At 32.6% G+C, this 25,177-nt stretch carries 25 protein-coding genes; 6 read left to right on the top strand and 19 right to left on the bottom strand.

All coding sequences use genetic code 11. The features are described 5' to 3' along the window. Nucleotides 1–181: 181 nt before the first annotated feature. On the bottom strand, nucleotides 182–364 hold the full coding sequence (locus ACWA1F_RS19040; RefSeq protein ID WP_456895962.1) for a hypothetical protein: 183 nt from the start codon (nucleotides 362–364) through the stop codon (nucleotides 182–184). Between the two features lie 568 nt (nucleotides 365–932). Between ACWA1F_RS19040 and ACWA1F_RS19045 the strand changes: the two genes are divergently transcribed. Further along, complete coding sequence (locus tag ACWA1F_RS19045; RefSeq protein WP_456895964.1) at nucleotides 933–1,559, top strand: hypothetical protein; 627 nt, start codon at nucleotides 933–935, stop codon at nucleotides 1,557–1,559. A 360-nt stretch (nucleotides 1,560–1,919) separates the two neighbouring features. Further along, nucleotides 1,920–2,285, top strand: a complete 366-nt coding sequence (locus tag ACWA1F_RS19050) for a hypothetical protein (RefSeq protein WP_456895966.1) — start codon at nucleotides 1,920–1,922, stop codon at nucleotides 2,283–2,285. A 146-nt stretch (nucleotides 2,286–2,431) separates the two neighbouring features. Here the strand turns inward: ACWA1F_RS19050 and ACWA1F_RS19055 are convergent, their stop codons facing one another. The 13 genes from ACWA1F_RS19055 to ACWA1F_RS19115 form a co-directional block, all read right to left on the bottom strand. Next, nucleotides 2,432–3,784, bottom strand: coding sequence for a GH1 family beta-glucosidase (locus ACWA1F_RS19055; protein WP_456895968.1), 1,353 nt, complete (start codon nucleotides 3,782–3,784; stop codon nucleotides 2,432–2,434). Nucleotides 3,785–3,993: 209 nt separating this feature from the next. Beyond that, on the bottom strand, nucleotides 3,994–4,203 hold the full coding sequence (locus ACWA1F_RS19060; protein ID WP_456895970.1) for a hypothetical protein: 210 nt from the start codon (nucleotides 4,201–4,203) through the stop codon (nucleotides 3,994–3,996). A gap of 102 nt (nucleotides 4,204–4,305) precedes the next feature. Further along, the gene (locus tag ACWA1F_RS19065; protein ID WP_456895972.1) at nucleotides 4,306–4,722 is read right to left on the bottom strand and encodes a hypothetical protein; all 417 of its coding nucleotides are present in this window, start codon (nucleotides 4,720–4,722) and stop codon (nucleotides 4,306–4,308) included. 39 nt (nucleotides 4,723–4,761) lie between these two features. Further along, the gene (locus tag ACWA1F_RS19070; protein ID WP_456895974.1) at nucleotides 4,762–5,127 is read right to left on the bottom strand and encodes a DUF4359 domain-containing protein; all 366 of its coding nucleotides are present in this window, start codon (nucleotides 5,125–5,127) and stop codon (nucleotides 4,762–4,764) included. 75 nt (nucleotides 5,128–5,202) lie between these two features. Further along, nucleotides 5,203–6,264 (bottom strand): type I restriction endonuclease, encoded by a 1,062-nt coding sequence (locus tag ACWA1F_RS19075; RefSeq protein ID WP_371878208.1) that lies wholly within the window; start codon nucleotides 6,262–6,264, stop codon nucleotides 5,203–5,205. Between the two features lie 172 nt (nucleotides 6,265–6,436). Then, on the bottom strand, nucleotides 6,437–7,336 hold the full coding sequence (locus ACWA1F_RS19080) for a hypothetical protein (RefSeq protein ID WP_456895976.1): 900 nt from the start codon (nucleotides 7,334–7,336) through the stop codon (nucleotides 6,437–6,439). Nucleotides 7,337–7,340: 4 nt separating this feature from the next. Further along, nucleotides 7,341–8,609 (bottom strand): ABC transporter permease, encoded by a 1,269-nt coding sequence (locus tag ACWA1F_RS19085; RefSeq protein ID WP_456895978.1) that lies wholly within the window; start codon nucleotides 8,607–8,609, stop codon nucleotides 7,341–7,343. Between the two features lie 3 nt (nucleotides 8,610–8,612). Further along, nucleotides 8,613–9,008, bottom strand: a complete 396-nt coding sequence (locus tag ACWA1F_RS19090) for a tellurite resistance TerB family protein (protein ID WP_456895980.1) — start codon at nucleotides 9,006–9,008, stop codon at nucleotides 8,613–8,615. 11 nt (nucleotides 9,009–9,019) lie between these two features. Continuing rightward, the gene (gene yidD, locus ACWA1F_RS19095; protein WP_456895982.1) at nucleotides 9,020–9,301 is read right to left on the bottom strand and encodes a membrane protein insertion efficiency factor YidD; all 282 of its coding nucleotides are present in this window, start codon (nucleotides 9,299–9,301) and stop codon (nucleotides 9,020–9,022) included. Further along, nucleotides 9,298–9,531 (bottom strand): hypothetical protein, encoded by a 234-nt coding sequence (locus tag ACWA1F_RS19100; protein WP_456895984.1) that lies wholly within the window; start codon nucleotides 9,529–9,531, stop codon nucleotides 9,298–9,300. The genes yidD and ACWA1F_RS19100 overlap by 4 nt, the downstream gene beginning before the upstream one ends. Nucleotides 9,532–9,684: 153 nt before the next feature. Then, complete coding sequence (locus ACWA1F_RS19105) at nucleotides 9,685–10,353, bottom strand: response regulator transcription factor (RefSeq protein ID WP_456895986.1); 669 nt, start codon at nucleotides 10,351–10,353, stop codon at nucleotides 9,685–9,687. Nucleotides 10,354–10,359: 6 nt separating this feature from the next. Then, nucleotides 10,360–12,063, bottom strand: a complete 1,704-nt coding sequence (locus ACWA1F_RS19110) for a tetratricopeptide repeat-containing sensor histidine kinase (protein ID WP_456895988.1) — start codon at nucleotides 12,061–12,063, stop codon at nucleotides 10,360–10,362. A gap of 51 nt (nucleotides 12,064–12,114) precedes the next feature. Continuing rightward, on the bottom strand, nucleotides 12,115–12,306 hold the full coding sequence (locus tag ACWA1F_RS19115; protein WP_456895990.1) for a hypothetical protein: 192 nt from the start codon (nucleotides 12,304–12,306) through the stop codon (nucleotides 12,115–12,117). A gap of 348 nt (nucleotides 12,307–12,654) precedes the next feature. Here ACWA1F_RS19115 and ACWA1F_RS19120 point away from each other — a divergent pair, with 348 nt between their 5' ends. Then, the gene (locus tag ACWA1F_RS19120; RefSeq protein ID WP_456895992.1) at nucleotides 12,655–13,641 is read left to right on the top strand and encodes a hypothetical protein; all 987 of its coding nucleotides are present in this window, start codon (nucleotides 12,655–12,657) and stop codon (nucleotides 13,639–13,641) included. Nucleotides 13,642–13,768: 127 nt separating this feature from the next. Then, complete coding sequence (locus ACWA1F_RS19125) at nucleotides 13,769–14,185, top strand: lipocalin family protein (RefSeq protein ID WP_456895994.1); 417 nt, start codon at nucleotides 13,769–13,771, stop codon at nucleotides 14,183–14,185. Nucleotides 14,186–14,281: 96 nt separating this feature from the next. Here the strand turns inward: ACWA1F_RS19125 and ACWA1F_RS19130 are convergent, their stop codons facing one another. Beyond that, nucleotides 14,282–18,301 (bottom strand): PAS domain S-box protein, encoded by a 4,020-nt coding sequence (locus ACWA1F_RS19130; protein WP_456895996.1) that lies wholly within the window; start codon nucleotides 18,299–18,301, stop codon nucleotides 14,282–14,284. Between the two features lie 12 nt (nucleotides 18,302–18,313). Continuing rightward, entirely contained in the window at nucleotides 18,314–18,760 is a 447-nt protein-coding gene (locus ACWA1F_RS19135) for a response regulator (protein WP_306155983.1), read from the bottom strand. A gap of 497 nt (nucleotides 18,761–19,257) precedes the next feature. Here ACWA1F_RS19135 and ACWA1F_RS19140 point away from each other — a divergent pair, with 497 nt between their 5' ends. Next, nucleotides 19,258–20,703, top strand: coding sequence for a glycosyltransferase family 2 protein (locus tag ACWA1F_RS19140; protein WP_306155982.1), 1,446 nt, complete (start codon nucleotides 19,258–19,260; stop codon nucleotides 20,701–20,703). Nucleotides 20,704–20,817: 114 nt separating this feature from the next. Here ACWA1F_RS19140 and ACWA1F_RS19145 read toward each other — a convergent pair whose 3' ends face one another. Beyond that, the gene (locus ACWA1F_RS19145; RefSeq protein WP_456895999.1) at nucleotides 20,818–21,522 is read right to left on the bottom strand and encodes an AAA family ATPase; all 705 of its coding nucleotides are present in this window, start codon (nucleotides 21,520–21,522) and stop codon (nucleotides 20,818–20,820) included. 364 nt (nucleotides 21,523–21,886) lie between these two features. Further along, entirely contained in the window at nucleotides 21,887–22,618 is a 732-nt protein-coding gene (locus tag ACWA1F_RS19150; protein ID WP_456896001.1) for a YggS family pyridoxal phosphate-dependent enzyme, read from the bottom strand. A 364-nt stretch (nucleotides 22,619–22,982) separates the two neighbouring features. Here ACWA1F_RS19150 and ACWA1F_RS19155 point away from each other — a divergent pair, with 364 nt between their 5' ends. Next, nucleotides 22,983–23,243, top strand: coding sequence for a DUF2024 family protein (locus ACWA1F_RS19155; RefSeq protein WP_456896003.1), 261 nt, complete (start codon nucleotides 22,983–22,985; stop codon nucleotides 23,241–23,243). 134 nt (nucleotides 23,244–23,377) lie between these two features. Here ACWA1F_RS19155 and pdxR read toward each other — a convergent pair whose 3' ends face one another. Beyond that, entirely contained in the window at nucleotides 23,378–24,787 is a 1,410-nt protein-coding gene (pdxR, locus tag ACWA1F_RS19160; protein ID WP_456896005.1) for a MocR-like pyridoxine biosynthesis transcription factor PdxR, read from the bottom strand. Nucleotides 24,788–25,177: the final 390 nt, after the last annotated feature.

A 25,177-nucleotide genomic window follows, 5' to 3' on the forward strand; every position in this document is an offset into this window, starting at 1 on the left:
AAGAGCTTTGTTTCTTAAGCTTCTTGCTTTATTTTCTGTAAATTTTATGTTATGATCTATTTCCTTTTTTTCTGTGCAAGAAAAAAGAAAAACAATTATTAAAAAATAAAAAAACGGGGACCGTAACATATAAATTTACTTTCCCCGAAAATAGTAATTAATTAGATACCACAATATATTATTATGGTTTTGTTGGCGGATTGGTTTTTGTATCCCCAGGACCATCAGGATCAGCATCACCAGCTTGTGCCTTATCAATAGTTTTTTCAACTTTTTTTGTTGGTTGAGTCTCGAACTCATCAGGAGTACAAGAAAATATAGTGAACAATAGCGCGAAAGCTATGAATAGTATTAGTTTTTTCATTTTAATTTAATTTAGAAATTAGACATAGGTATGGCCGTCCGAATCATATTCAGAGCTTCTGAAAGCAATACCAATTTGATTTTGGGAAGTCGATCGTGTAGAACGGTAAGACGTAATTTATACTTCCCGAATAAACTCGGTCTTACGGTTTTCCACAATGTTAATTAGAACTAGTTTTATATTTTTGTTTTAGTCTGCAGACAAAACTTGAACTAATTTCTGATACAAAGGAAAGGCGTTTCTAGGCCACTGTTGACAAGGGATTCCCAGAATTCCCACGTATTCCTGAGATTCCCGAGAATTCCCAGTAAAAGCGAAAAATCGACGCCTATTTTGACATTAATTTTTATTTAATTCTAAACAAATCTTTATTATTATAGATGCAAAAAGTTCTTCAAAAGTTGGCTGAGAACAATTAAAAAAAATATACAAATAATATAGATTTTGGAATAAAAATTGAAAGTGCTGAGAAGGGGTAATCAGAGAAGTCGAAAATAATGGCATATAAAAATTGTTTTGGTGAAAAATGAAAATTAATGAGTCTAAAGAAGTTCCTAAAAAAGGCAAGATGAATAATACATTAGAAGAATATATTAAAGCAATTAAAATGAAATACGAGACCGAAAAAGAGGGAGAGTATTTTGATTTTTTATACAATCCGTCGCGCGGTAAACTCCGTGACTTATGCTGGATTATTTTTGAAGATAACCCGACTCAAGACGATTTAAATGTTTTTCGGAATTTGTTCTGTTTAGATTTTAATCATACTCAAAAGAATAAGTTTAAAGACCAGAAAGATAAGTTTAGACCTATTGAAACCTTCTTTAAGGGCGAAACACATCCATCAAATATTGATGCTATAAATCTTGCCGCAATACTTGTCGATTTTCAGCCTCGTCCTTTTAAAAAGTTTAATGAAAAATGTAGAATTGAAGATGCAAAACAGATTAAAAATGTAGGGAAGGTTGCTGTCGAAATCGATAATAATGGCATAGAAAAAAATGTTTTGGTGAATAATGGGCATGAAGAGTCTAAAGAAGTTTCTAAAACAGAAAATTCTTTATTGGATTTTGCGAGTTTGTTTTCTAAAAAAATGGTTCAGAAAATATATCCCCGCAAGATAATTACGGTTGCGGTTGGAGCTGTTGCTCTAGTTTCTTCTGCGTGTTTATATCTGGTGCAGAAAAAAGACTAGAAAAAGCAGTTTCGGAAATGAAACTTGAAAACATTTTGAAAAATAAAATGTTTGAAGAAGTAAAAAATAATTTTTGAGAAGATAATTTAGGCATGTAGAAAATTTGTTTTTTGGCATATAATTAATGGTTATTTACACTATAAATATACGAAAAATATATTGATAAAACAACTAAAAATCAATAAAATAACGATTTTTTTTGCGTAAAAAAAGTTTTTTTTTGAACTGCGAAATATCACTTCTCCAGTAGCAAAATGTACTTTTTTTCGATAGCTGAAATGCACAAAAATTGTCTATATTTAGCAAACAATTATAAATAAAATTTACCTTTAGATAATCGTTTAGTTTAAAATACTATTTATGAAAAAGTTCCTAATACTATTAATTGTTTTTTGCTTTTTTGGCTGTAAAAAATATGTCGTGTCGTTTGAACAGCCGACAAATATGAAATTGGATAATTTAAAACTGGAAGTATTCCTGGATAAAGAAAAAATGCAGGATATTAATTTGAAAGCAACAGAAGCATTGCCAACTTACGAAACAGTGGGATTGTCAGTTTCTGGTGAAGGAAAACACTTGCTTCAGATAAAAGCTAAAGACACCACTTTTAATTTTGAGATAAAGTATCCAGAAGAAAAATATATTATGGTTACAACTCATTTAAAAAATAATGGCAAAATTCACGTTGGAATCTTAAAACAGAGCTATAAGTATAGAGTGCGTTAAATTAAAAAGTTTTTTTAACCGCAAAGAGCGCCAAGATAAACGCAAAGTTCGCAAAGCTATTTATGGATAAAGCTTTGCGAACTTTGCGTTTTTTATACGTAAATTAAGATAAAAAACCTTGCGAACTTTGCGTTAAAAAAACAAGTCTACGATAAAAAATCCTTAAACCAAAGTCCAGAATTTTTGATCGTACGCTTTTGCGTCTCAAAATCGACATGAATTAAGCCGAATCGGGCATTATAACCTTCAGCCCATTCAAAGTTATCGGTTAGAGTCCATACGAAGTAGCCATCAACATTTAAACCGTCTTCTTTGGCTTTTAAAATCTGTTCTAAATGATCTTGTATGTAGTGGGTTCGTTTTATATCATGAATTTTTCCATTTTTTACAGTATCAGGAAAAGCGGCTCCGTTTTCAGTAATAATGATTTTTCGGATTCCGTTATAATCATTAAATTTTTTCAAGACATGATATAAGGCAGGCGGATAAACTTCCCAGCCCATATCGGTTGCAATTACATTTCTTTTTTCGGCACTTACCAATTCGGCGCCAATATAAGGCGTAAGTATGGAAGATTTTACCACTTCTCGGGTATAACATTGTAAGCCAATGAAATCAAAATCGAAATCTAGATTGTTTAAATCGTCTCCTAGAATATAATTATTCAGTTTTTTAAGAACAGGAAGATCTTTCTGCGGATATCCTAATCCTAAAATAGGTTCTATAAAAGTTCTGTTCAGTAAAGTATCCACACGTTTTGCGGCTTCGATATCTTTTGCGCTTTCTGTCGCTGGTTCGATATGTGTGCATGAAAAAGTAGTTCCGATATTCGCATTCGGAACTCGTTCGCGAATTATTTTAGCTCCAGCAGCAGTTGCCAAAGTAACATGATGCATGGCTTTTAAGTAATTGGTAATGCCTTTTTTGCCAGGCGCATGAATACCTAAAAAATAACCAGCTCCCGTAAATACAGAAGGCTCGTTAATGACCATCCAGTTTTTAACGCGATCACCGAAATACTGTACGCAGACTTCGACATATTCTTTAAACCACGAAACAGATTCTCGGTTTGTCCAGCCTCCTTTTACTTCTAGAGCATGTGGCAAATCCCAATGGTAAAGTGTTATCCAAGGTTCTATCCCAGAAGCCAATAATGAATCTATGATTTTGTTGTAGTAGTCAATACCCGCCTGATTAACAGGATGAACGCCAGTTGGCATAATTCTAGTCCAGCTGATAGAGAATCTAAAATTCGGAATGTTTAATTCCTTAATTAAATTGATGTCGTCCTGATAACAATTATAGAAATCGCAGGCAGTTAAGGCATGATGTCCGTTTTTAATTTTTCCCTTTTGAGAAGTAAAAACGTCCCAGATAGAAGAACCTTTTCCGTCAGAATCATGTGCACCTTCAATTTGGAAAGCGGCGGTTGACACACCCCACAAGAAATCTTCGCCAAATTGGTTTTTATTCAGAAATGAGCTTTCAACTTTATTCATTCAATCGGTTTTTCCTTTATAATTAAGTGTTTATTAGTGTAGGAAAGAAGATTGCATTGCTCTTAAAAAAAGCCATTCTTTGAAAGATACTAGAAATTTTAGATTAAAGAATTTCATAACGATTAGTTTTATATCAAATTAATAAAACTAATGTGAATTTATTGTAAAGTGATTATTATCAAATAATTAAATAACGAAATAAAGGTAGTTTAATCTTCCCATCCGCAAAGAGTTAAGCCTAAACCTTGAGCCTGTTTAAGCGATGTTTTAACGATTTCATGACTACAGGAAGATAATCCGCGGCAGGTTTCTTTGTAATGGTATCTTTTAGCTCCCGTCGGCCCGCAGATATAAACGGAAGTTTCGACAGGACTAAAAGAACTTAGAATTAAAAATAATAAAAGTAAAGTGTATTTCATAATGTGGTATTTAAAAAGAATGAAGAGCAAAGAGGATAGAAAAAAGAAAAATTAAAAACAGTATCAAGCATTATCAAATTTTCAAATTGACAAATTATCTAATTACTTAACAACCAGCTGATATTCGTTTCCTTTTTTATCAACAGCTTTGAGTTTCCCGTGCGAAACCCATTCTGTATTAATCTCTAGTTCAGGCACAGTATCCGTTATTAATATTCCTGCGCCATATTTTCCCTCTGTATTTATGTTTCCAAAAACCGAATCGCCTTTAATGTTTATTCCTTTTACATGATAATTATACTTATAATGTCCTGGATGCCCCGTTCTATATTCGTATTTATAAGTTGAATTTACATGGTACGTTTTGGCTTCTGCCGCCGTAATGGTTTTACGGTCATCTGCAGTAATGACATTTTTATAAAACGAACTTACTTGTGGCTGCGGTGGAGGAGGGGCGCTGGCTTTTTTACAGGAAAATGCAAATAGTAATACAAATAGTAGAGAGTAGTTTTTTAGCATAGGCGATGGGTTTGGGGTAGAATTTAGAATATTGGATTACTATTTTTTTAATGCTTCATCAATTTTTCCAGATAAAAAGACATTCCCTAAAATTCCAAAACCAATTGTTTTAGTTTTTCCCTCAACTGTAACATTTGTAGTTGAAAAAAGAATATAATTTGAGGAAGAAATGAGATTGTCTACCATCATATTTATCATTGATTTAGCAAGGGCATTTCCCATTATTCCTCCAGCTGTTGATAATTCATCATTTTGAGTGACATTTTCCTTATCCATTTCTTTTTCTAAAAGTTCATTCATTTTTAATTTTACTTCTTCCTTGTGTTTTTCCGTTCCAGGGTTAGTTAGAGCACCAATTAGAAGAAATAAGCAAAGTCCAATAATTATGTAATGTTTTGTTTTCATAGCTTTAATGTTAGAGGTAGATTAGTTTTTAGTTTTGATAAATCTAATTAGAATAAAGTATTTTAAAATAAGTACTTATACGGGATTTAATTCTGTTTCGTAAAGAGCAACAGTTTCTAATAATTCTTTCTCGTATTGATAGATATCATCAATAGAAGATATGGCAATTTTAGTTTCGGTTTTATTATTATTGAAAAGGCTGATATATTTTCTTCCGCTATTTAAATGAAGTCGACATAGTGGTTTTCGATTATTATCATCTAACAATATTCCAAAATACGATTGCGTATCTCGATACACTATTCTAGCAATTGGTAGTTTTCTGCGTAATATAGCAACGACTATTCGATAGCCATCAAGTTCTTCTTCAGTTGTAACCACTTTGTTGTCATCTTCAACAGAAGTTATTTCTTCATCTTGCTGTTTAATCGTTTCTTTGCTTAAAGCAGCATTTAAACGATCGTTAATTTTATCATTAATGAATTGGCTTACTGATTTTTGAACCAAATCTTTAAATTCGTCAACAACTTTTTCGGTTAATCGTCCCGCATATATTTTATTGGCAAATAATTTTGTAAAATCGTTAGAAGGACTTTCTAATTCAGCATTGATAAGCTTCTTAATTTCTTTAATGTATTTAAGCGAACTGGCGTTGCTTACAATATTATTTACATCAAAATTCGCTTTATGAAATTTAGCAATTTCGTTTATCGTATTTTCTTTTAGGTTGCAGATGTCGAATTCTAAAAAGGGTTTTTCATCCATTTTATTCTGATCATCCAAATCTGTAAAGAATTGATAATTTATTCCATTTGTTAAAAGTGCAAATCGAGTTTTTGTAACATGAAAGTAACGGAACAATTGAGAATTGTGAACCGTTAGTTTTTCTTTCCAGCTTTTGCATTCTACGATTATAATTGGCTCTCCATTTTGAAAAATAGCATAATCTACTTTTTCACCTTTTTTCAAGCCAAGATCTGCTGTAAATTCAGGAACGACTTCCAGCGGATTAAATGCATCGTATCCTAAAATGTGAATAAATGGTAATACAAAAGCATGTTTTGTAGATTCTTCTGTTTCAATTTTACTTTTTAGCTGATTGATTTTATCTGCTAACGATTTAAGTTGAATATTCATTTCCATAGGTTTATAGTTTAAATTTATACTCCAAAAGTAAAACCAATCAAAACCAGTATTTTATGGAAATCCGTAAAGGGATATAATTTTAAAGGAAGTTTTTTAGAAATGAGTTTAAACAGAAAAAAGAGGACAATAAAGTTCCTCTTTAAAACATATTGGTGTTGTTTATTTATTCTTTTTCTAAAATGAAATCTTTGATAATCTTGTCCATGTTAGAAGGCAGATCTGCATTTTTAATTTCGAAATGTTTTATTTTCATTTCAGAAAGCCATTTGGTCCAATAAGCTTTTATCACTTTTTCTTCAAATGGATTATTCTTGCTTGGATTTATTCCTAAAACTAAAACTTCAAGGTTAGATAAATCAGCATCAATTTTAATGAAGCCAAAATTTTCCTTTTCAAATTTATTCTGCCAATTGGTAGTATTTAATCCATTTTGCTTAATTAGTTGAGGTGTTAAGTAGCTGGATAAATTTCCATCTTTGATTTGAGTTCCTTCATAAAATATATATCCATCAGTTAAAATAACTAAAATGTTTCTGGAGTTTTTATCTATACATTGATCTTGGACTTTGCTGTCGAAAAAATTCCAAATATCAGATCCAATATATTTATCGTCTTTAATTGCCGATTCATAAATTGCAGCTGTTTTAGAAGCGTAAGTTTCGTTTATAGAATTCAGCAATTTTTTTGAAGCATTGTCCTTATTGACATTAATTCTCAATTCTTTTGAAATAGAATTAATTTCAGGATTTTCTGGTTCGGGATTAAAGAACAACTGCATTTTATCATCAATCTGTCTCATTCTTTTAGATTTTAGATGATCTGTAAAAGCCTCAGAAACTGACTTAATATATCCCAAATCTCTTTGGTAAATTTCCATTGTAGGATTTGGATTTTTCTTGAGACTTATTCGATCAGATAAATCAACAAGAATGCTGATATTATAATTTTCTGAAACAGAACTTTTAATAGCATTTTCTTTTTCTTCTTTCTTGATTTCTTCTTTGCATGAAAAAAATAAAACGATCAATAAGGATGTCGAAATTTTGAGTAGAGTATTTCTCATAATTTTAGTTTTTAAAATACACTAAATGCTGAAAATCGGGATCGATTAAGTTTAATCTTCCAAGATGTTCTTCAGATAAATTTTCGCAGTTTTCGAGCAGTTCTACTTTTTCTTTATGTGGTAAAGCAATTTCTGTATTGATTGCCTGAAACCATCCTTCTTTGTATTGATGATGATAATGCAGATATTCTTTTACAGGGAAAACAAAACCATCAATTTTCAATTGAAGTTCTGAAATTTTACCGTTTATAGTAACAATCTGCTCTTTAAAGCCATTGATTTTATTTATGTAATCTGTTTTAAGTTTTTCCAGATTTAATAAATTTTCTTTTCGGCCTCTTATAAAAGCTCTGATTTTATCAATATTTTCAAATTCTTTCATCACAAAATCAAACACAAGTCCCCAAATGATGTAAACTACAAAACCTGCAAAAATGATCATCCAAAATTCTGGTTCGCCCAAAGCGATATTTAGGTTATAAGGAGATGATTCGGTTGTTTTGTTAAATTCATATATTTTTTTCTCGATGATATAAGCCAAGAGAGAATCAAATAAAAAAGTTATAGTGAAAAGTGCCGCTAGTCTAAAAATATTTTTAATTCCTTTTCCTTTTTGCACCATATGAATAACATAACCTAATCCCATGAAGACAAACGGAATCGTTACAACTAAAACTCCTTCAAGCCAGCTTGCCTTAAATGCATTTGTAAAAGCATCGGCATCAAAGATTGCGGCGGTTAAACTGTCATTTGAAAATTCTTTGAAAAAAGCCGAATAAGAAGCCGAAATATAGAAAACCAAAACATATAAGGTAATCGGCAGCAAAAGAATTAGGCCAATATAAAATTGTGCTTTTAAACCTTTTCCTTCTTCAATTCCGTATTTATCAGGATTGCGTTTTACTTCTATAATCTCGTTTTTAATTTGGTCGATATTATCATTAACATCCTGTTCTTTTTTTTCGAAAATACCAATTGCAGCTTCAGACTTTTTCAGTTCAGTTCTGTTTTTTTCCTGCTCTTCACGGTAAGGCTGTTTCAGTCTGTCTTGTTCCATTTTTTGCTTTCGGCATTGGTCTTCAAAACTCATATATAAATTTTGCAGACAAGCTTTTAAAACAATTGGTTTTCCCGTTGCTTTAACCGATGCGGCAAAACCACTCTGGTAGTAAGTAATTCTAATTTGTTCTCTGTCTTCTTCATTTTCTTCCAAAATTTTAAAAGAAGCATCTTCAGGTTTTTTTAAACTGAATAGTTGGGTTATTGTTTTCATAACTTAAGAGTTTAGTTGACTAATAATTTCTTCTTTTCCGATATTTTTTTGCACACAACCGATGAGGTAATCAGATAAGTCATTGATATTTTCTTCTACAAAATCAAATTTTCTGCAATACTTTCTTAGCATATTTAATTCGTCGTCGGTAATTTTTCCATCAGCCCAAATAATGCGAGTTAAATCATACAGATATTCAATTTTTGTATTTAAAGTTTCAGGAACAATAAAATCTGTATTGACAGGGTTTAGAAAAAGTTTATCAAGTTCTTCTTTTGGAATTCCTCTTTCGTCTGCAAAATGGTAAAGCATTTGAAGTTCTAATACATCAAATTGATCATCAGATAATGCCATTTGGTATAATCTTAAAAAATGGCTTTTTAGTTCTAGTGTTATCATGAATAATTTTGTTAGTTGATTAGTCTATCAGCGATTTCCTCTATGTCAATTATGAGTTGCGACGGAAGAATCATTTGAATTTTGTTGTCTATTGGATTTTGAAAAATTGAAAAATTTCCTCTGCAATTTTTATATCTAAATTGAAAAGCTTTTAATCCTTTTATAAAACCTTCTTTTTGAGTTGTTTCAAAAACATAATTTGAACAAGATTTTTTAAAAATGCATTTTCTTCTTTTAGATTGAGGAATCAGAATCCAGTACAATCGAATAATTAATAAGATGAAAATTTTCATTTTTTCTGAAAAACAACCATTTGGCTATTAGTTGTATAACCTGGTTTTGCACCCAATCCAAAGCATCCGCTCTCTGGATGAACAAATGTTGATACGCTTTCTAAACGTATGTATTCCCATCCTTGATTTGTGTAATTTTTTATTAAGCTTTCAAGCTGTTCAGCAACATGATTTGAAGTTCCCTTTTTTGGGTCAATTGAAGCTACGAATGGTACTACTTTGTATTCCATAATTTTTGATTTTAAATTAATATTAGATGATTAACAACCCAAAAGTAAAACCAATCAAAACCAGTATTTTACGGAAATCCATAATCGGTAAAATTTAGATTTTAGAAATAAAAAAAGCCCCCGAAGGAGCTTTAAAATGAATTGAATAGGAATTTAAATTATTCCCATGTCTTTTGTAATCGAAACCAGATGAACGGTATTATTGGCCTTGAAAAAGTCTTTTAGTTTGGCTAATCTTTTTTCCATGGCACTTTTGCTATTTGGTTTAATATCGCTGGTTTTAAAAATTTCTATAATTTCATCTTGAGAGGTTCCGTCAGATAAATATTTTAGGATTTTAATATCGACATCATCAATTTCGTAGTTGCCTTTTTCCTGAAGAGCAGAAGCTACTTCGGGCGAAATAAATTTTTGGTCTGAAGTTGAAATTATTGAAATTGCTTTTTTGAGTTCATCTATACTGTTTCTACCTTTTAGCACAAAGGCGTTAATTTCAGAATCTTCAAAAAGTGATTTTATACGAGCATTCTTATCTTCAATAGAGTAAGCGATGATTTTAATATCGGGCTGCAGTTCACGCACTTTTTGAATTAACTCGTCGCCACTGCCGATTTTTACTTCTCGATGGTCTTTTTTAAAAGAAAGATCACTAATCAATAAATCGTATGGTTCATTATCTTGAATGGCTTTTCTTATTTTTAGAAAAGCATCGTCACAATATTTGGCATGCTGAAAATTGACAATGTTGAGGTCACTCAAAGTTTGTTTTACGGCTAAATTAAATTCTTCAAAATCTTCGGCAATAATTACTTTTTTAAACATAGGCTCTTATTTTGGCATTGTTATTTTTACTTTAAAACCTCTATTGGGTTCAGTGTCAAAAGTAATAGTTCCTTTATTAGACAAAATACGGTTTTCCATATTTTGTAAACCATTTTTTATAATTTTAGATATTTCGCAGCCTTTTCCGTTATCCGAATAATTTATAATTAAGGAATTTGAAGCGCTTTCAAACTTTAAAGCAACAATAGAAGCGTCACTGTGTTTTTTCATGTTGACCATTAACTCATGCAAAACTCTCTGAATGGCAACTTTTTTTAAATGTTCTACCGAATCCCAGTTTATTTTTTCGGCGCCATTAATAATAACGTTTGTTTCGCTACTATTATAAGTTGAAAGCATTTCTTTTAAATTTTTTGAATAATTTGGACCAGTATCGATATCATTATTTTCTCGAGAAATTCCACGAACTCGCGAATAAATGTCGTCTAGTTTTTGCAACAGATTTTCTTTGCTATTCTCATTGGCTAATGGCTGGGTTTGTGTAAAGGTAATGGCATGAAAAACATCATTTGCTAATCCGTCGTGAATGTCTTTGGCAATTCGGGTTTCGGTATCGTATGCTGTTTTGATGTTCTTTATACGATTTCTATTGTCATATTGTTTTTTAAAATAAACCACTAAAACCAGAAAGATTATAAAGCAAGCAATAAATATTGCTCTTTCTATTTCAGCATCTTTTAATGCTACTAAATTTTCAGCTCTTTCTAAACGAAGTTTTTGGTTTTCGTCTTTTTCTTTTTTCGAATCGTATTTTATTTTGGCAAATTTGTTTTTAAAATTATTTCGCACCGTAATAATACTGTCATTAATTGCGATGTATTTCTGGGCATATTTTGCATCAGAATTATTAGCGATTAATAAAGATAATGCTTTCAGCCGTTCATCAACACTATTAAATTTGGTTGCAATTTCGAAAGCTTTTTTAGCATAATCATTTGATTTTTTAATATCTGTTTGAGAATAAAACTCAGCCAAATGAAGATAACTTCCCATAGAGCCATATTCATCGTTGAGTTGTATTCTTAATTTTAAACCTTCGTTTAACAAATCAAGACCTTTCGAGTTTAATCCTTTTTTGAAGTAAGCAAAACCTAGATTATCAGTAACCCGTGCTTTACTTTTTATAGATGAAGGTTTATTGTCTAGAATCTTTTTATTTAATATAGATTCTAGAATTTGAACAGCATTATCATATTTTTTCTGTTTAATGTAAACTACAGCGATATTATTTAATGGGGAAATGGTTGAAATAGAATCTGTAACCCCTTTGATTGCTTGACTATAATAAAAAATAGCATCGTTGTATAAAGAAAGTTCTTTATCTGCGATGCCAAAAAGATTGTTTATTGCAGCAGAATAATTGTAATCATTTTTAGCGTAGGGTAATGCTTCTGTTAAAGTTTCCTTACTTCCATAATAGTCACCATTTATTTGCTGAATGTTGGCCATTTGAATAAGGTTAAAGACAATGTCGGCACTGTCTTTAGTAGCTTCATATTCTAATTTAGACTTATTGAAGTAATAAAAAGCACTATTATAATTGCCTTTTTTAAAATTATCAACTGCATTTTGTTGTAAAATATTAGCGTTCTTTCGTGATGTTTCAGGTTTAATAGCAATAGAAGGTTTCTCCTGACAGGAGAAAAAAAGCAGCAGAATAAATAAGAAAAAAATCGGGGATCGTAGCATAATACGTACTTTCCCCGAAATTAAGAATTAATTAAATATTACAAATTTTATTTAAGGTTTTTTTGGAGGAGGATTAACTGGAATCGGATCATCATCTGGTCCCGTTGCCTGCCCGCCAGTTAAAGGATTAATTTCTTTTTTTACCTCAGTTTTATCTGCAGCTGTTTCTAATTCATCAGCAGTACAAGAAAATAATGTAGTTGACAGTAGCGCGCACGCTCCCCATAAATATAGTGTTTTCATTTTTTTAAAATTTAAATGTTGAACAATGGGTATTGCTGCCTGAATCTTTTCCAGGTTGGTTTAAATGGCAATACCAAATTTTGGTTGGGAAGTGAAGTGCGTAGAACTATAAAACTTTATTTATACTTCCCGGATAAACTCCGTTTTACGGTTTTCCGCACTTGGTACATAAACTAGTTTTGTACTTTTGTTTTTAATCTGCAGATCAAAGCGATAACTAATTTTGTTGAGGCAAAGTAACAACCGTTTTGAGCCTGTGTTGATACGGAATTCCGGGATGTCCGAGTTAGTTTTGTAAAATCCCTATTATTCCCTATAAATCCTTAAAATCCCAAAAAAATGGAGCCTATGCATAACAATACTTTGGAAGATTTATATAAAAAAGCTGTTAAAGAAAAATATGAAGTAGTAAAAAACGGTGATGATTTTTTTTTCTTGAATTCTCCAACAAGAGGGAAACTCAATAAGTTGTGTTGGGAAAAATTCACGAATAACGATATGCATTCAAATGATTTGAATGTCTTTAATTCCTTGCTTGGACTTTCTTTTGATATTAATTCAAAAAATAAGTTTAAAAAAGAGGCTGATCTATTTAGACCAGTAGAAAAATTTTTCAAAGGAGAAACTGATCCAGATAAAATTGATGTTGTTGATATGGCAGCAATTTTAGTGGATTTTCAACCTAGACCTTTTAATAAGTTTAGAAAAGAAATTGATCCAGAAAATCAGAAATTAATAGAAGAGTTAAGAGACACTGAACACCATAAGAGTAATTTTTTTTCAGGCGCTTTAGTTGACGAGGTAGTAAATGAAAATTTTCTTGATATAAATAATGAAGAATCAGAGAAAGATAAAAATGAAGAAATAGAACAAGATGAAAATCAGAATTGGGAAACAATTCCTACAGGTATAGTAGATGTTTCACCTCCCGTCAAAAGAGGAGGGAATATTGGGGGAAAATCTGGATTTAAAAAATATTCGATAATTATAGCTTTTCTCACAATATTAGGATTGATCATTTACTTAAGCATGTCACAAAAAGATTGTATGCAATGGACGAACGATCATTACGAAAAATTAGAAAAATCTGATGAAGGTTATTGTGATACTTATTATGATGCAAGATATTTTGATTTGAAAAAAATTGAAGTATGTGATACAACTGAGTTTTTTGATAATAATGGCAGAGCGAAAGTTTGGTATATTAAAGTTGGCAACACGATAGAATGTTATGATCGATTTGCTCCTTATCCCGAAAATAACAATATATTCTTAAAGCCAATAACCAAGCGTATGATTGATAAATACCTCGCAAACAGACCAAAATGTAAATAACTATAAAAAAACGAAATTTTCTTAAAATGCGATTTATGTAAGATATTCCTAAAATCATGAAATTTTTTGTAAGTATATACATTTAATTTAGCAGTATTGAATTAAATTAATAAAAAACAAACAAATCATGAGAAATAAAAGTTTATTATTCGTATTAGCCTTAAGCGCGGGAATGTTCGTTACCTCTTGTAGTAGCGACGATAATGAAGGAGAAACAATTGTACCAATTCAGGGGAAATATAATTTGAGACAAACAGGAACAATTGTTAATGGACAAGAAGTTTTAGTTGATGCTCCACAGAATCAAGCTGGTTGTCCAGGAGATTACCTAGATCTTAGATTAAGTAATGCGGCAGTTGTAGGTGATTATAATGGTACTGAGTGCGCTTTGACAGAAACTACAGGGACTTATGTAAGATCTCATAATGACCTTACGCTTACAATTGGTGGAGTAAGTTCAACAAGTGATATTATGAATCTTACTAACAAAGAACTTAAAATTAAAGACAAAACAACTGGAATAATTACTGTTTACAGCAGATAAAAAATTGTTTTGAGAAAATTTCAATTCGTTTGAAATGGAAAAACGGAAACTCCAATTAAGTAGTTTCCGTTTTTTTTTGTTTTTTATTTAATTGATTTATTTTACAGGAATGTAAATATCAAAAGAAGCACCTTCGTTCTGAAGTCCAGAAGCAGTAATGATTCCGTTATGGTTTTCTACAATTTTTTTGACAATGGCCAGTCCGATTCCGGTGCCATTATAGCGGTCCCGGCCGTGCAGGCGCTGAAAAACTTCGAATATTTTTTTGTTGTACTGTGCTTCAAAACCAATTCCGTTATCAGAAACTTTAACGTGACAGTATTTTTTAGCCGGAATCAGTTTTTCTTCTGCTAAATCTTTGCCCAACGCAATTTCGCTTGTGATTTTAATAACAATTGGAATTTCAGGATTTGAGAATTTTAACGAATTGCTAATCAAATTATAAAGCAATTGCTTGAACTGAAACGGAATAATATCCACTTCAGAATTCTTTTCGATTTTAATTACAGCACTTTTTTGTTCCAGTTCTTCGGTTAAATCTTCTTTTACCTCGCCAATAATCTGGGCTAGATCTGTTTTTATAAAAATGCGTTCCTGAATGTTTGTTCTCGAATAAGCCAATAAATCGTTTATTAAAGTCTGCATTCGCTGAGCGGCATTCTGCATTCGTTTAAATTTATCCATCCCATTTTCAGATAAATTTTCAGATTCTTTTTCGATAATCTGAGAAGCAAAAGTCTGTATTTTTCGAAGTGGTTCCTGTAAATCATGACTCGAAATATAAGCAAATGACTGAAGTTCTTTGTTCATTTCTTCCAGTTCATTATTTTTCTGCTCTAATTCTAGTGCATTCATTTTGAGTTTATCGTCGGCTTTTTTTCTTTCCGTTAAGTCATGTGTAACTTTAGAAAAACCAATTACTTCTCCTTTTTTATTATGAACAGCCGTAATAACCACACTTGCCCAGAATAAAATTCCATCTTTGCGCGCACGCCAGCCTTCGTGAATTACTTTTCCTTTTTCTCTTGCCAGTTGCAAAAGTTTCTCTGGCAGTTTGGCTTTTTGATCTTCTTCGGTGTAAAAAATGGCAAAATATTTTCCGATAATTTCTTCTGCTTTATAACCTTTAATTTTTTCTGCTCCAACATTCCAATTCTCTACAATTCCATTTGGATTCAGATATAGAATGGAGTATTCTTGAACTTCTTCAACCATTAAATGGTAGCGTTCTTCACTTTTTCGAAGCGATTCGTTTATCTGGATTAATTCTCTTGTTCTGGCTGTAACCTGTTGTTCAAGTTCATGAGTAAAGGCTTTTTCGGTATGAATGTCGGTAAAAGCGCCAACCCATTTTATAATTTTATTGTTAAGCCCAAAAACGGGTTCGCCAATAACGGTGTGCCATCTGTAAGAACCATCTTTTCTACGCATTCTTACATCGCAGCGGTACATTTCTCCCGTTTTCAGAGCATGTTGCCAGATTTTTACATTTTCGTCAAAATCGTCTGGATGAATCATTTTTTGCCAAGAATCTTCTATTCCAGGCTCAATTCCGGTATATTCGAGCCATTTTCCAGAGGTAAAAAGCGCTTTTCCTTCAGCATCAGTTTCCCAAATTAATTGCGGAATACTTTCGGTAAGCGAGCGGAATCTTTTCTCGCTTTCTTCGATTTTTTTTCTGGCTTCGACTTTTTCGGTCACATCAATCAATGTCATTCGAATTCCAGAGATCGAATTATCGCTTTCGCGGAGCGGTGCAAATTCAAAATCAACATAAAACTGACTGCCCGTCTTTTCATTAGCAATAAAAAGCAGCGATTCAGATTCTGCATATACATTTCCAGATTCGTACACTGTTTGTAGTAATTCAGCATATTTTTGTTTGCTGAGTTCTGGAAATATGTCTAATAGTTTTTTTCCTTGAACTTCCGACTCTTCTTTCTTCCAAATATTATTCAAAAGCACAAAATTGGCCATTTCGACGACAAAATCAGTTCCGCGTAAAATGGCTTTTGGAACAGGCGACTGCATGATAAGATTTCGCAGTTTCCTTTCGCTATCTTCTATTTTCTGCTGGTATTTTTTCTCTTCAGTTATATCTCTAATCGTTCCGATAAGCTTTTGAGGCTCATTGTTTTCATCATAAAAAAGCTTGCCTTTTCCTTCAACCCAATGTACAGATTTGTCCAACCAGATAACTCTAGCTTCATAATTTAGAAAGCCTTTTTCTAGAGCATCTTTAAAAGCTCTATTTCGAATAGGCATATCATCAGGATGCAAATGTGCTAAAAGTTGATCGTGTGTGAGCTGAAGATCTTCTTTGTAACCACCCACAATCTCAAGATATCTTTGCGAATAGATTGGTTCCCGTGTTTTTACATTGAGTTCCCAAGTTCCCAATTCACTGGCTTCAACCACTATTTTAAGACGATCTTCATTCAATTCGATTTTCTTGCGGGCTTCTACTTTTTCACTTACTTCGGTAACGGTTACCAAAATGCCCGAAATAGTCCCGTTTTCTTCTTTTAAGGGATGATATAGAAAATCGAAATACGAAATCTCTATTTTTCCGTATCGGTTTAAAGGAACAGGAACTTCGATTCCATGAAAAGGAATGCCAGTATTTAAAACTTCATCTAATAACGTGCTAACAGTTTCTTTCACCTCAGGAAGCGAATCATATAAAGGCCTTCCGACAAAAGTCTTTTCTTCTCGATCGACAAGTTTTAGATAAGCTTCGTTGGCCATTTCTACCACATATTCCTGCCCACGGAGAATCGTAATTCCTACAGGAGCTTGCCTTACCGTATCTCGAAATCGCTTGTCGCTTTCTTCAATTTTTTGTTTGGCTAAAGATAAATCGGTAATATCGACAGCAGTGTTCATTACGCCGTAAATTTTACCGTTGAGGTCGTATAAAGGCGTAAAACTGTAATTGAAATAAGAAGTTTTTAAAACATTGTCTACTACAAGATCAATCCTTGTATTTTTAGAATGAAAAGATTGTCCTGTTTCGTATACTGTTTCGACCTGTTTAAAAATAGGTTCGTCCTTTAGTTCCGGAAGAATTTCGGTGTATGTTTTTCCGATTACGTCTGGGCCCTTTCCCCAAACTTTAATTATGGAATCATTCGCCAGTTCAATACGCATTTCTTTCCCAACATAAACCGCAATTGGAAAAGGGGCATTTTCAACCAGCTGTCTTATTTTTTGTTCGCTTTCTTCTACTTTTGATCGAGCCAAAACCTGAGCGGTAACTTCTGTAGCAATTGCCGCTACGCCAGAAATAGTACCGTCTTTTTCTCTCAGCGCTTCGTAAACAAAATTGATATAAGTATTTTCGGTTTGTCCGTTTCGGCTTAATTCGACAAATAATTCGTCTGTAGTAATCTTTTTTCCGTCTCTAAAAACGTTTTGAAGAATTTCGCTGAAACCTTGTTTTTTCAATTCTGGCAGAACTTCAAAAATAGGCTTATTAATTACATTTTCAGCTTTTGTTCCCCAGAGCTCCAGCATTTGTTCGTTGGCTATTTCAACAACATGATTTTCTCCTCTAAAAATGCACATTGCCACAGGCGCCTGCATAATGTTATTAATAAATCTTGCATTACTTTCCTGCAAAGCATCTGCAACAATTCTTTTCTCTGTATTTTCGATAACAGTCACCAGAATTCCTCCAACAGAACCATCTTCTATTTTTATGGGACTGTACGAAAAATCAAAAAAACAATCTTCTGTATAGCCATTTCGATGAAGCGAAACTTTGAAATCAGGAAAACTTACCGCATTTCCTTTCATGACATCTGCAAACATAGGTCCTATCGTATCCCAGATTTCTGCAAATGTTTCCCTTGAACTTATCCCCAAGGCATGAGGATGTTTAGAAGCGCCAAGAATGGGGCGAAAAGCATCATTATACAGCTGCGTATAATTTTCTCCCCAAGCAATGTACATTCCAAACGGATTGCCAAGCATCATTGCCGTCATGGTTTTTAAACTCTGAGGCCAATTTTCGGGATCGCCCAAAGTAGTTTTGCTCCAATCTGCAGAACGAATTAAATTCCCCATTTCTCCTTCTTGGGAAAGAAAATAATGTTCCTTTTTTTTGCGGTTCATTTCCAAAGAAGATTAAGGTTGCAGAATGAAATTGGCTCTTTCGGGCTGTTTGAAATTATTTTCGGATGCAATGGTGAGCGCTTTTTCTATAACAGTTTTGAGTTTAGCAAATTCACCTGGTTTTCTAATATAAAAAGAAGCGCCTTTTTGGTATAATTTGTTTACTATTTCGCCATCTAACGAAGTAGAAAAAATAATGATAGGCAAGTTTTTTAAGTTTTCGTCAGCTTTTATTTCGGCCAGACATTCCAAGCCATTTTTTAGAGGCATATTTAAATCCAAAAAAAGAACATCTGGAAGATTTGAAATAGTATTTTTTAAATGATTCATCAGCTGCACTCCGTCGTGTACCATTGACAAAGTTGTGCCGACAGTTATCTCATCGAGAGCTTCTTTAAAGAAAAGGCAGTCATCTTCGTCGTCATCAGCCAATAAAAGATAATAATGCTCTTTAGTCATTTTGTATTCTCCTTAAGTTTAGGGTTAAGTTTGTTTCGATAAATTTAACTTTTTTTCGCTAAAACTTCTAGCTTTTTTGTGAAGAATGTTTTTTAAAAGATAAAAAAAAATACAAAATAAAGCTGCTTTCTTTTTCTGATGCAATTTTATTATAAAAATAGCGTTTCATTAGTTCTTATAATTTTTTATAAAACTTGCTTTTTGAGATTCAGAATTTCTTTTTCAAGCGAAATAAAAAATACTCCAAACCCTTCTGAAATCTGACTTCTTCGATTCCAAATTCTTCGATTTTTGTGTATACCGTATCCAGAAAGTGTAAAATAATTACACACTCTTTTTGGTCTTGATTTTCTTAAATGGCTCTATACCAGTTTAAAATCGTATTGGCATGCCGCTTGCAAATTGTGTTTATGTCAAATCTTTTATGTGTCCGTTTTTTGAAAGGAAAAAGATTTTACTAAAAGCCAAATTAAGGAAATTAAAAAAGGAGTATAAGCATGGAAAGCGAAACAATTATCTCAGAACAATTTTATGCGAACGGCAGTTCAGCAATCAGCAAAAAAACATTAAACGGTTCTTTTTTTAGAACCAATGAAAAAGCGCAAAAAATACACGTAAAAAGACCAAACAGTCTATTAGGCTCTACTGTCTTAATCGGAACATTTATATTGATGTTGGTAGGAACTTATTTTACGATTCAATTGCAAGATGATTTCGAACAATTTCAAATGGAAAGAATCGAATCTACATTAGGATTTCCATTTTTGATTATTGCTACTATTTTATTCTTTTATCAAGCAGGAGTTTTTCTTTACAGTTCTTTCTTGTATTTAAGATATAAAGCAATTCCATCTGTTTCAGACGATTTGTTGCCAACTTGTACGATCATTGTGCCAGCTTACAATGAAGGAAAACTAGTTTGGGACACTTTATTAAGTCTTGCAGACAGCGATTATCCAGCTGAAAAATTACAGCTTTTGGCAATTGACGATGGAAGTAAAGACGATACTTGGTACTGGATGCAAGAAGCAAAAGCAAAATTGGGAGATAGAGTAACGATCTTTCAACAACCTAAAAATGCTGGAAAACGTCACGCTTTATACAGAGGATTTAAATTGGGTACAGGAGAAATCTTTGTAACGGTAGATAGTGATTCTATTGTGAAAAAAGATACTTTAAGAAACTTGGTAAGTCCGTTTGTGGTAAACAAAAAATGTGGTGCCGTTGCAGGAAACGTTCAGGTTCTAAATAACAAAACCGCTATTTTGCCAAAAATGCTGAATGTAAGTTTTGTAATGAGTTTTGAATTTCAGCGTTCTGCAGAAAGCGAGTTAGGATCTGTTTTATGTACTCCTGGTGCACTTGCAGCTTACAGAAGAGATGCAGTTTTTAACTGTCTTCCAGAATGGATCAACCAAACTTTTATGGGACAGCCATCAGATATTGGAGAAGACCGTGCGATGACTAATATGATCTTGAAACAAGGATTGGAAGTGAAATTTCAAAGAAATGCAGTGGTTTTAACCAATGTTCCTGAAGAATATAAAGGGCTGTACAAAATGTTTATCAGATGGGCGAGAAGTAATGTTCGTGAAAATCTGGCAATGGGAAAATTTGTGTTCACCAACTTTAGAAAAGAATCAAAATTTGGAGCAAGAATGCTGTTTTTAAATCAGTTCTTTAGAATCGCAATGACGTATCCATTTTTAATATTCATGATCTATTTTATTGCAGTTCACCCGATATTATTCTTGACTTCTACATTTTTTGGAATTCTGATTATGTCAACATTCTCGATGCTATTTTATGCAAAAAGATATAAATCGACAGAATCTTTCTGGGCGTACACTTATAGTTTTTTCTATACTTTCAGTTTATTCTGGATTGCGCCTTATGCTCTAGTAACAGCCAACAAAAGAGGATGGCTAACAAGAGGATTATAATTTAGTACACTATTCATTCTATATAAAAACTCCGCCAAATGAAAACCCGCTGTATTGTACAGCGGGTTTTCTGTTTTACCAATGATATATTCCTAAGGAATATTTTTAAGGAGGCTACTTAGATTCTAAAGTTGCAATAATCTGCCTTTTCATTGTAGTATTGGTATAGTCCAAAGCTTCGGCATAAGAAATCGAATATTTCCTTTCTATGTTTTGAAAATGCTCTGGAAAGGTGCTTAAAATTTTATTGTAATAAATATCCAGCTGTTCTTTTGAAGGCATGTCATATTTCAAACGAAGCTGAAATCTTCGCAATAAAACACTATCTATTATTTCGTAATGATTGGTGGCACAGATTAATAAACTGTCAGAAGGAAAGTAATCAAAAAGCTGAATGATAGTGTTAACCAAACGTCTCATTTCGCCCACATCTTTGTCGTCAATGTCACGGCTTTTTCCGATCTGATCAAATTCATCTAAAAATAAAACGGCTCTTTCAAGAATGGCTTTATCAAAAATCGCTTTTAAATTTTTCGAAGTTTCGCCAATTCGAGAATCGACAACCGTGCTGAGGTTTACAATAATAATTTTTTTGTTTAAAGTATTGGCAATCGCTTTTGCCGTTGTCGTTTTACCGCAGCCAGAACTTCCGTGCAGTAAAATCTTGTTGTCAACCTTCAGATTGTATTTTTTTAATTCGTCAATATATTGATGTTCTTTAATGATTTGAAATAAAGCGCCTTTGTTTTCGTCACTAAAAAACAAATCGTCTAAAGCAATTTTTTCATTATCGATTACAGTAAGATCATTCAGGTTCATCTGCTTTTATTTTTTTGCAAAAGTAATTTTTTATTTTTTTAATTGTTGATGTCAATAGGTGCAACCCCACTGGGGTTGTTGATAGAGGGGATTTTGAATTTTCTATAAATATTTAACTCCGCTGGAGTTATTATTCTAGTATGGGATTTTTTTTCTATAAATATGTAATCCCTTCGGGATATTCTTTAGTTGTTTTAATTTTTTTCAAAATTTGGATTTGCTGTTTAAATCCAATTGAATTATCTTCCTCATTAATAAATCCCAGAGGGATTACATATTTATAGAAAATTAAAATCACCGTCATCTACAACCCCAGCGGGGTTGATATTAATAAAAAAAATCGTCCCAGAATAATAACTCAATTTCATTCCACAATATTCTCATTCCAAATCTCTTTCCCTAAAAATCGATTCCCGAAAATAGATGTACCGATTCTAACGATATTAGAACCTTCTGCAATGGCGAGCTCCAAATCCTGAGACATTCCCATAGACAATTTTAAACTGGATAAACCCTCGATTTCTTCTGCATAAATTTCATCTCGAATTGTTCTTAAAAGTCGTAGAGACGGAATCATTTTTTCTTTTTCAACATCCAAAAGTCCAATAGTCATTAAACCTTTAATATTTAAAGTGTCGTATGTCTTTATTTTTTTAATGAACGAAAGAACTTCTTCTGGTGCTAGTCCAAATTTGCTTTCTTCATACGAGGTATTAACTTGCACAAAAACATCCAATTTTCTGTTTTGGCTTTGCAGCTGTTTATGTAATTCATCTGCCAGATTTATTCTGTCCAGAGACTGAATGCAAGAAACGTATTTTAAGACATCTTTTACTTTATTAGTTTGGAGATGTCCAATAAAATGGCGTTCGACAGAAAGATTTTTCAAAACATCATTTTTATCCCGCAATTCCTGCATTTTATTTTCGCCCATTAAAGTTTCGCCCGCTTCAATTGCGATTCTTATTTTTTCTGCCGGAACTGTTTTGGTCGCCAATAAAAGCTGAACATCAGCAGGATTTCTTCCTGAAATTTTACAGGCCTCTTCAATACGCTGATGAACCTGATTCAAATTAAAAATAATCTCATTTTCCATATCACAAAATTAAATCTAAACTATAAAATAGTACTGGACCAGTACCGCTCAAAAAATGAAAAAACTGGATGATTCCGCACATTCAAAACCAGCATAAATTTGCAGAGTAAAATGAGACTTCTAAGATGCTAAGTTTCTGAGATATTGATCAGTGTATGTTTTGCATAAATCTTCGAAAACATTTTGCTGTAAAAAATGAGTAAAAATGTTTTCTCGCAGATTTAGCAGATAAAGCAGATTACTAAACGTGTAAAGATTTGCGCAGATTTACAAATAAAAAAATCTGCCGAATCTGCAAAATCTGCGAGAGATATCCTTAGCGACTTAGCGCCTTAGCAGCTTAGAACCTTAAAAAAGAAAAAAAATGAAAGTAGCAGTTTGGGATACTTATGTAACCCGCAAAGACGGAAAAATTATGCATTTTGATATTTTGGTTGACGAAAATGTTAATGCAGAACAAGTATATGATTATGGTAAAAAATACTTGAAAAGTGTGGCGCAAGAAGGACAGGATTTGTCTTCAAAAGAATGCCGTTTCTGCCACATCGATAAAGCACCGATCGAAGTTGAAAATCAGATTCGGGCAAATGGTTTTTCTATTATTGAAATGGAAAACTGTAATTAGTTTAATTGAACGCTGATTAACACAGATTCGCTATCGCGAAAACGCTGATTAACGCTGATTTTAAAATCAGTTTTTTTCCGCTCCCGATAACTATCGGGATTGCGATAGCAAATCTGTTAAATCCGAGTTTAATTTTAAAGCAATTTAGAAAGTGCTTTAATTCCTTCTTCCATTTGTTTTTCTGAAAGAGAGGCATACCCTAAACGGAAACCTTTGATCGTTTCATCAAAACTAAATCTATTCGGATTCATGATTTGAATGCCTTGCGATTTTAGTTTTTCGAAAACATCAAGAACATTGATTGGTTTATTTGGAACAATCCAAAAAGCCAATCCGCCTTCAGGTTTTGTGAACGTGATTTTGTCTTGAAGATACTGGTTTAAAATACTTTCGAAATAATCTCTTTTGCTTTTGTAAACCAAACTAGCTTTTTTAAGATGACGCTTTATTTTGCCTTCATTGATGAGGTTTAAAATCGCTTCTTCCATAATATTATCGCCCTGAACATCGATGATTTTTCGATGATTCCCGATTTTCTGAATAATTTCATGTGAACTGGCTAAATAACCAATACGAAGAGCAGGAGCAACGATTTTACTGAAAGTGCCAATATAAATATAGTTTTTTAAAGCCGAATAACTCGAAATAGGAAGTATGGGCCGCTGTCCGAAATGAAATTCATTATCATAATCGTCTTCAATAATCGTAAAATGATATTGGTTAGAAAGTTCGATCAATTTTAATCTCTTTTTTAAAGATAGCGTAACCGTCGTCGGAAATTGATGATGCGGTGTAACATAAATCGCTTTTATGTTTTTATGCTGCAAGTATTTTTCGACTTGATCAATATCCAGTCCGTCATGTTCTACATTTACAGGAAGTAGAGTTGCGCCGGCATTTTCAAAAGCTTCCCACGCAGGTTTGTAGCCAGGATTTTCGACTAAGACAAAATCGCCAGTTTTCAGAATGCAATGCGAAGCAAGATACATAGCCATCTGGCTTCCGCGTGTAATGCAGATTTGATCGTGAGAAATACTCATGCCGCGTTTAAAATTCAGCATTTGAGTAATCGATTTTCTAAACTCCAAATTTCCCAATTCGCTGCTGTAACCCATAATCTGCCAGCGGGATTTTCGGCTAAACAATTCGCGGTAAGCCCTTGCCAGATCATTCATTGGAGCGAGACGACTATCTGGAAGTCCGTCATCAAAAACCAAAAAACTTTTAGATTCTTCAGATATAACTTTTTCGTCTTTTATATTTTCTAATGAATGATTAATCTGCGGAAGCGATTCTGTTACAAAAGTGCCTTTTCTGTCGATGGTTACGAGCCAGCCTTCGGCATTTAAAACATCCAAAGCTTCTACAACAGTATTTCGGTTTACTTTGAGTAAGTCGGCAAGCTGTCTGCTTCCTGGCAAAGCATTTCCGCTAACCAGTTTTCCAGTTTTTATAGCATCAATTACCGCGTCGGCAATTTGCAGGTAAATGGCTTTGTCTGATTTTTTATCTAGCTGAATTTCTAAAGGCCAAGGTCGAAGCATCTGGACTGTTTTTATTTTAGGAATAAATGTAATCTGCTAGTCCAAAAATACAAATAATTATAAAAAGGGCACTATCAAATTGGTATTGTTATTTCTGGCGTATAAAATCTGTTGTAGAAATTTCTATGGTAGATTTTTTTATTTAAGAATTTTTGAGTTAAAAAAATAAGTGTTGAAAATTCTCTTTTAGATTTAAAGAAATTGGCTACGTCATTTTTTTGAAATTTAATAAAAATACAATTTTAACTTAACAGGATTTTGGGTTTTGTATTTTGAAAAATTCATTTTATTTTAATTGTGATTCTTGCTTATGTTTAAAAATAGAGCAGATTGTTGGATTAAAATTAGATTTTGTTTAAATCTTTTTGCTATTTAAAATTAAGATTAATG

Source organism: Flavobacterium erigeronis, from assembly GCF_054075165.1.

Bases quoted from the DNA above. Each gene is read 5' to 3' on its own strand.
- ACWA1F_RS19040 (WP_456895962.1), bottom strand. From the start codon at position 364: ATGAAAAAACTAATACTATTCATAGCTTTCGCGCTATTGTTCACTATA.
- ACWA1F_RS19045 (WP_456895964.1), top strand. From the start codon at position 933: ATGAATAATACATTAGAAGAATATATTAAAGCAATTAAAATGAAATAC.
- ACWA1F_RS19050 (WP_456895966.1), top strand. From the start codon at position 1,920: ATGAAAAAGTTCCTAATACTATTAATTGTTTTTTGCTTTTTTGGCTGT.
- ACWA1F_RS19055 (WP_456895968.1), bottom strand. From the start codon at position 3,784: ATGAATAAAGTTGAAAGCTCATTTCTGAATAAAAACCAATTTGGCGAA.
- ACWA1F_RS19060 (WP_456895970.1), bottom strand. From the start codon at position 4,203: ATGAAATACACTTTACTTTTATTATTTTTAATTCTAAGTTCTTTTAGT.
- ACWA1F_RS19065 (WP_456895972.1), bottom strand. From the start codon at position 4,722: ATGCTAAAAAACTACTCTCTACTATTTGTATTACTATTTGCATTTTCC.
- ACWA1F_RS19070 (WP_456895974.1), bottom strand. From the start codon at position 5,127: ATGAAAACAAAACATTACATAATTATTGGACTTTGCTTATTTCTTCTA.
- ACWA1F_RS19075 (WP_371878208.1), bottom strand. From the start codon at position 6,264: ATGAATATTCAACTTAAATCGTTAGCAGATAAAATCAATCAGCTAAAA.
- ACWA1F_RS19080 (WP_456895976.1), bottom strand. From the start codon at position 7,336: ATGAGAAATACTCTACTCAAAATTTCGACATCCTTATTGATCGTTTTA.
- ACWA1F_RS19085 (WP_456895978.1), bottom strand. From the start codon at position 8,609: ATGAAAACAATAACCCAACTATTCAGTTTAAAAAAACCTGAAGATGCT.
- ACWA1F_RS19090 (WP_456895980.1), bottom strand. From the start codon at position 9,008: ATGATAACACTAGAACTAAAAAGCCATTTTTTAAGATTATACCAAATG.
- yidD (WP_456895982.1), bottom strand. From the start codon at position 9,301: ATGAAAATTTTCATCTTATTAATTATTCGATTGTACTGGATTCTGATT.
- ACWA1F_RS19100 (WP_456895984.1), bottom strand. From the start codon at position 9,531: ATGGAATACAAAGTAGTACCATTCGTAGCTTCAATTGACCCAAAAAAG.
- ACWA1F_RS19105 (WP_456895986.1), bottom strand. From the start codon at position 10,353: ATGTTTAAAAAAGTAATTATTGCCGAAGATTTTGAAGAATTTAATTTA.
- ACWA1F_RS19110 (WP_456895988.1), bottom strand. From the start codon at position 12,063: ATGCTACGATCCCCGATTTTTTTCTTATTTATTCTGCTGCTTTTTTTC.
- ACWA1F_RS19115 (WP_456895990.1), bottom strand. From the start codon at position 12,306: ATGAAAACACTATATTTATGGGGAGCGTGCGCGCTACTGTCAACTACA.
- ACWA1F_RS19120 (WP_456895992.1), top strand. From the start codon at position 12,655: ATGCATAACAATACTTTGGAAGATTTATATAAAAAAGCTGTTAAAGAA.
- ACWA1F_RS19125 (WP_456895994.1), top strand. From the start codon at position 13,769: ATGAGAAATAAAAGTTTATTATTCGTATTAGCCTTAAGCGCGGGAATG.
- ACWA1F_RS19130 (WP_456895996.1), bottom strand. From the start codon at position 18,301: ATGAACCGCAAAAAAAAGGAACATTATTTTCTTTCCCAAGAAGGAGAA.
- ACWA1F_RS19135 (WP_306155983.1), bottom strand. From the start codon at position 18,760: ATGACTAAAGAGCATTATTATCTTTTATTGGCTGATGACGACGAAGAT.
- ACWA1F_RS19140 (WP_306155982.1), top strand. From the start codon at position 19,258: ATGGAAAGCGAAACAATTATCTCAGAACAATTTTATGCGAACGGCAGT.
- ACWA1F_RS19145 (WP_456895999.1), bottom strand. From the start codon at position 21,522: ATGAACCTGAATGATCTTACTGTAATCGATAATGAAAAAATTGCTTTA.
- ACWA1F_RS19150 (WP_456896001.1), bottom strand. From the start codon at position 22,618: ATGGAAAATGAGATTATTTTTAATTTGAATCAGGTTCATCAGCGTATT.
- ACWA1F_RS19155 (WP_456896003.1), top strand. From the start codon at position 22,983: ATGAAAGTAGCAGTTTGGGATACTTATGTAACCCGCAAAGACGGAAAA.
- pdxR (WP_456896005.1), bottom strand. From the start codon at position 24,787: ATGCTTCGACCTTGGCCTTTAGAAATTCAGCTAGATAAAAAATCAGAC.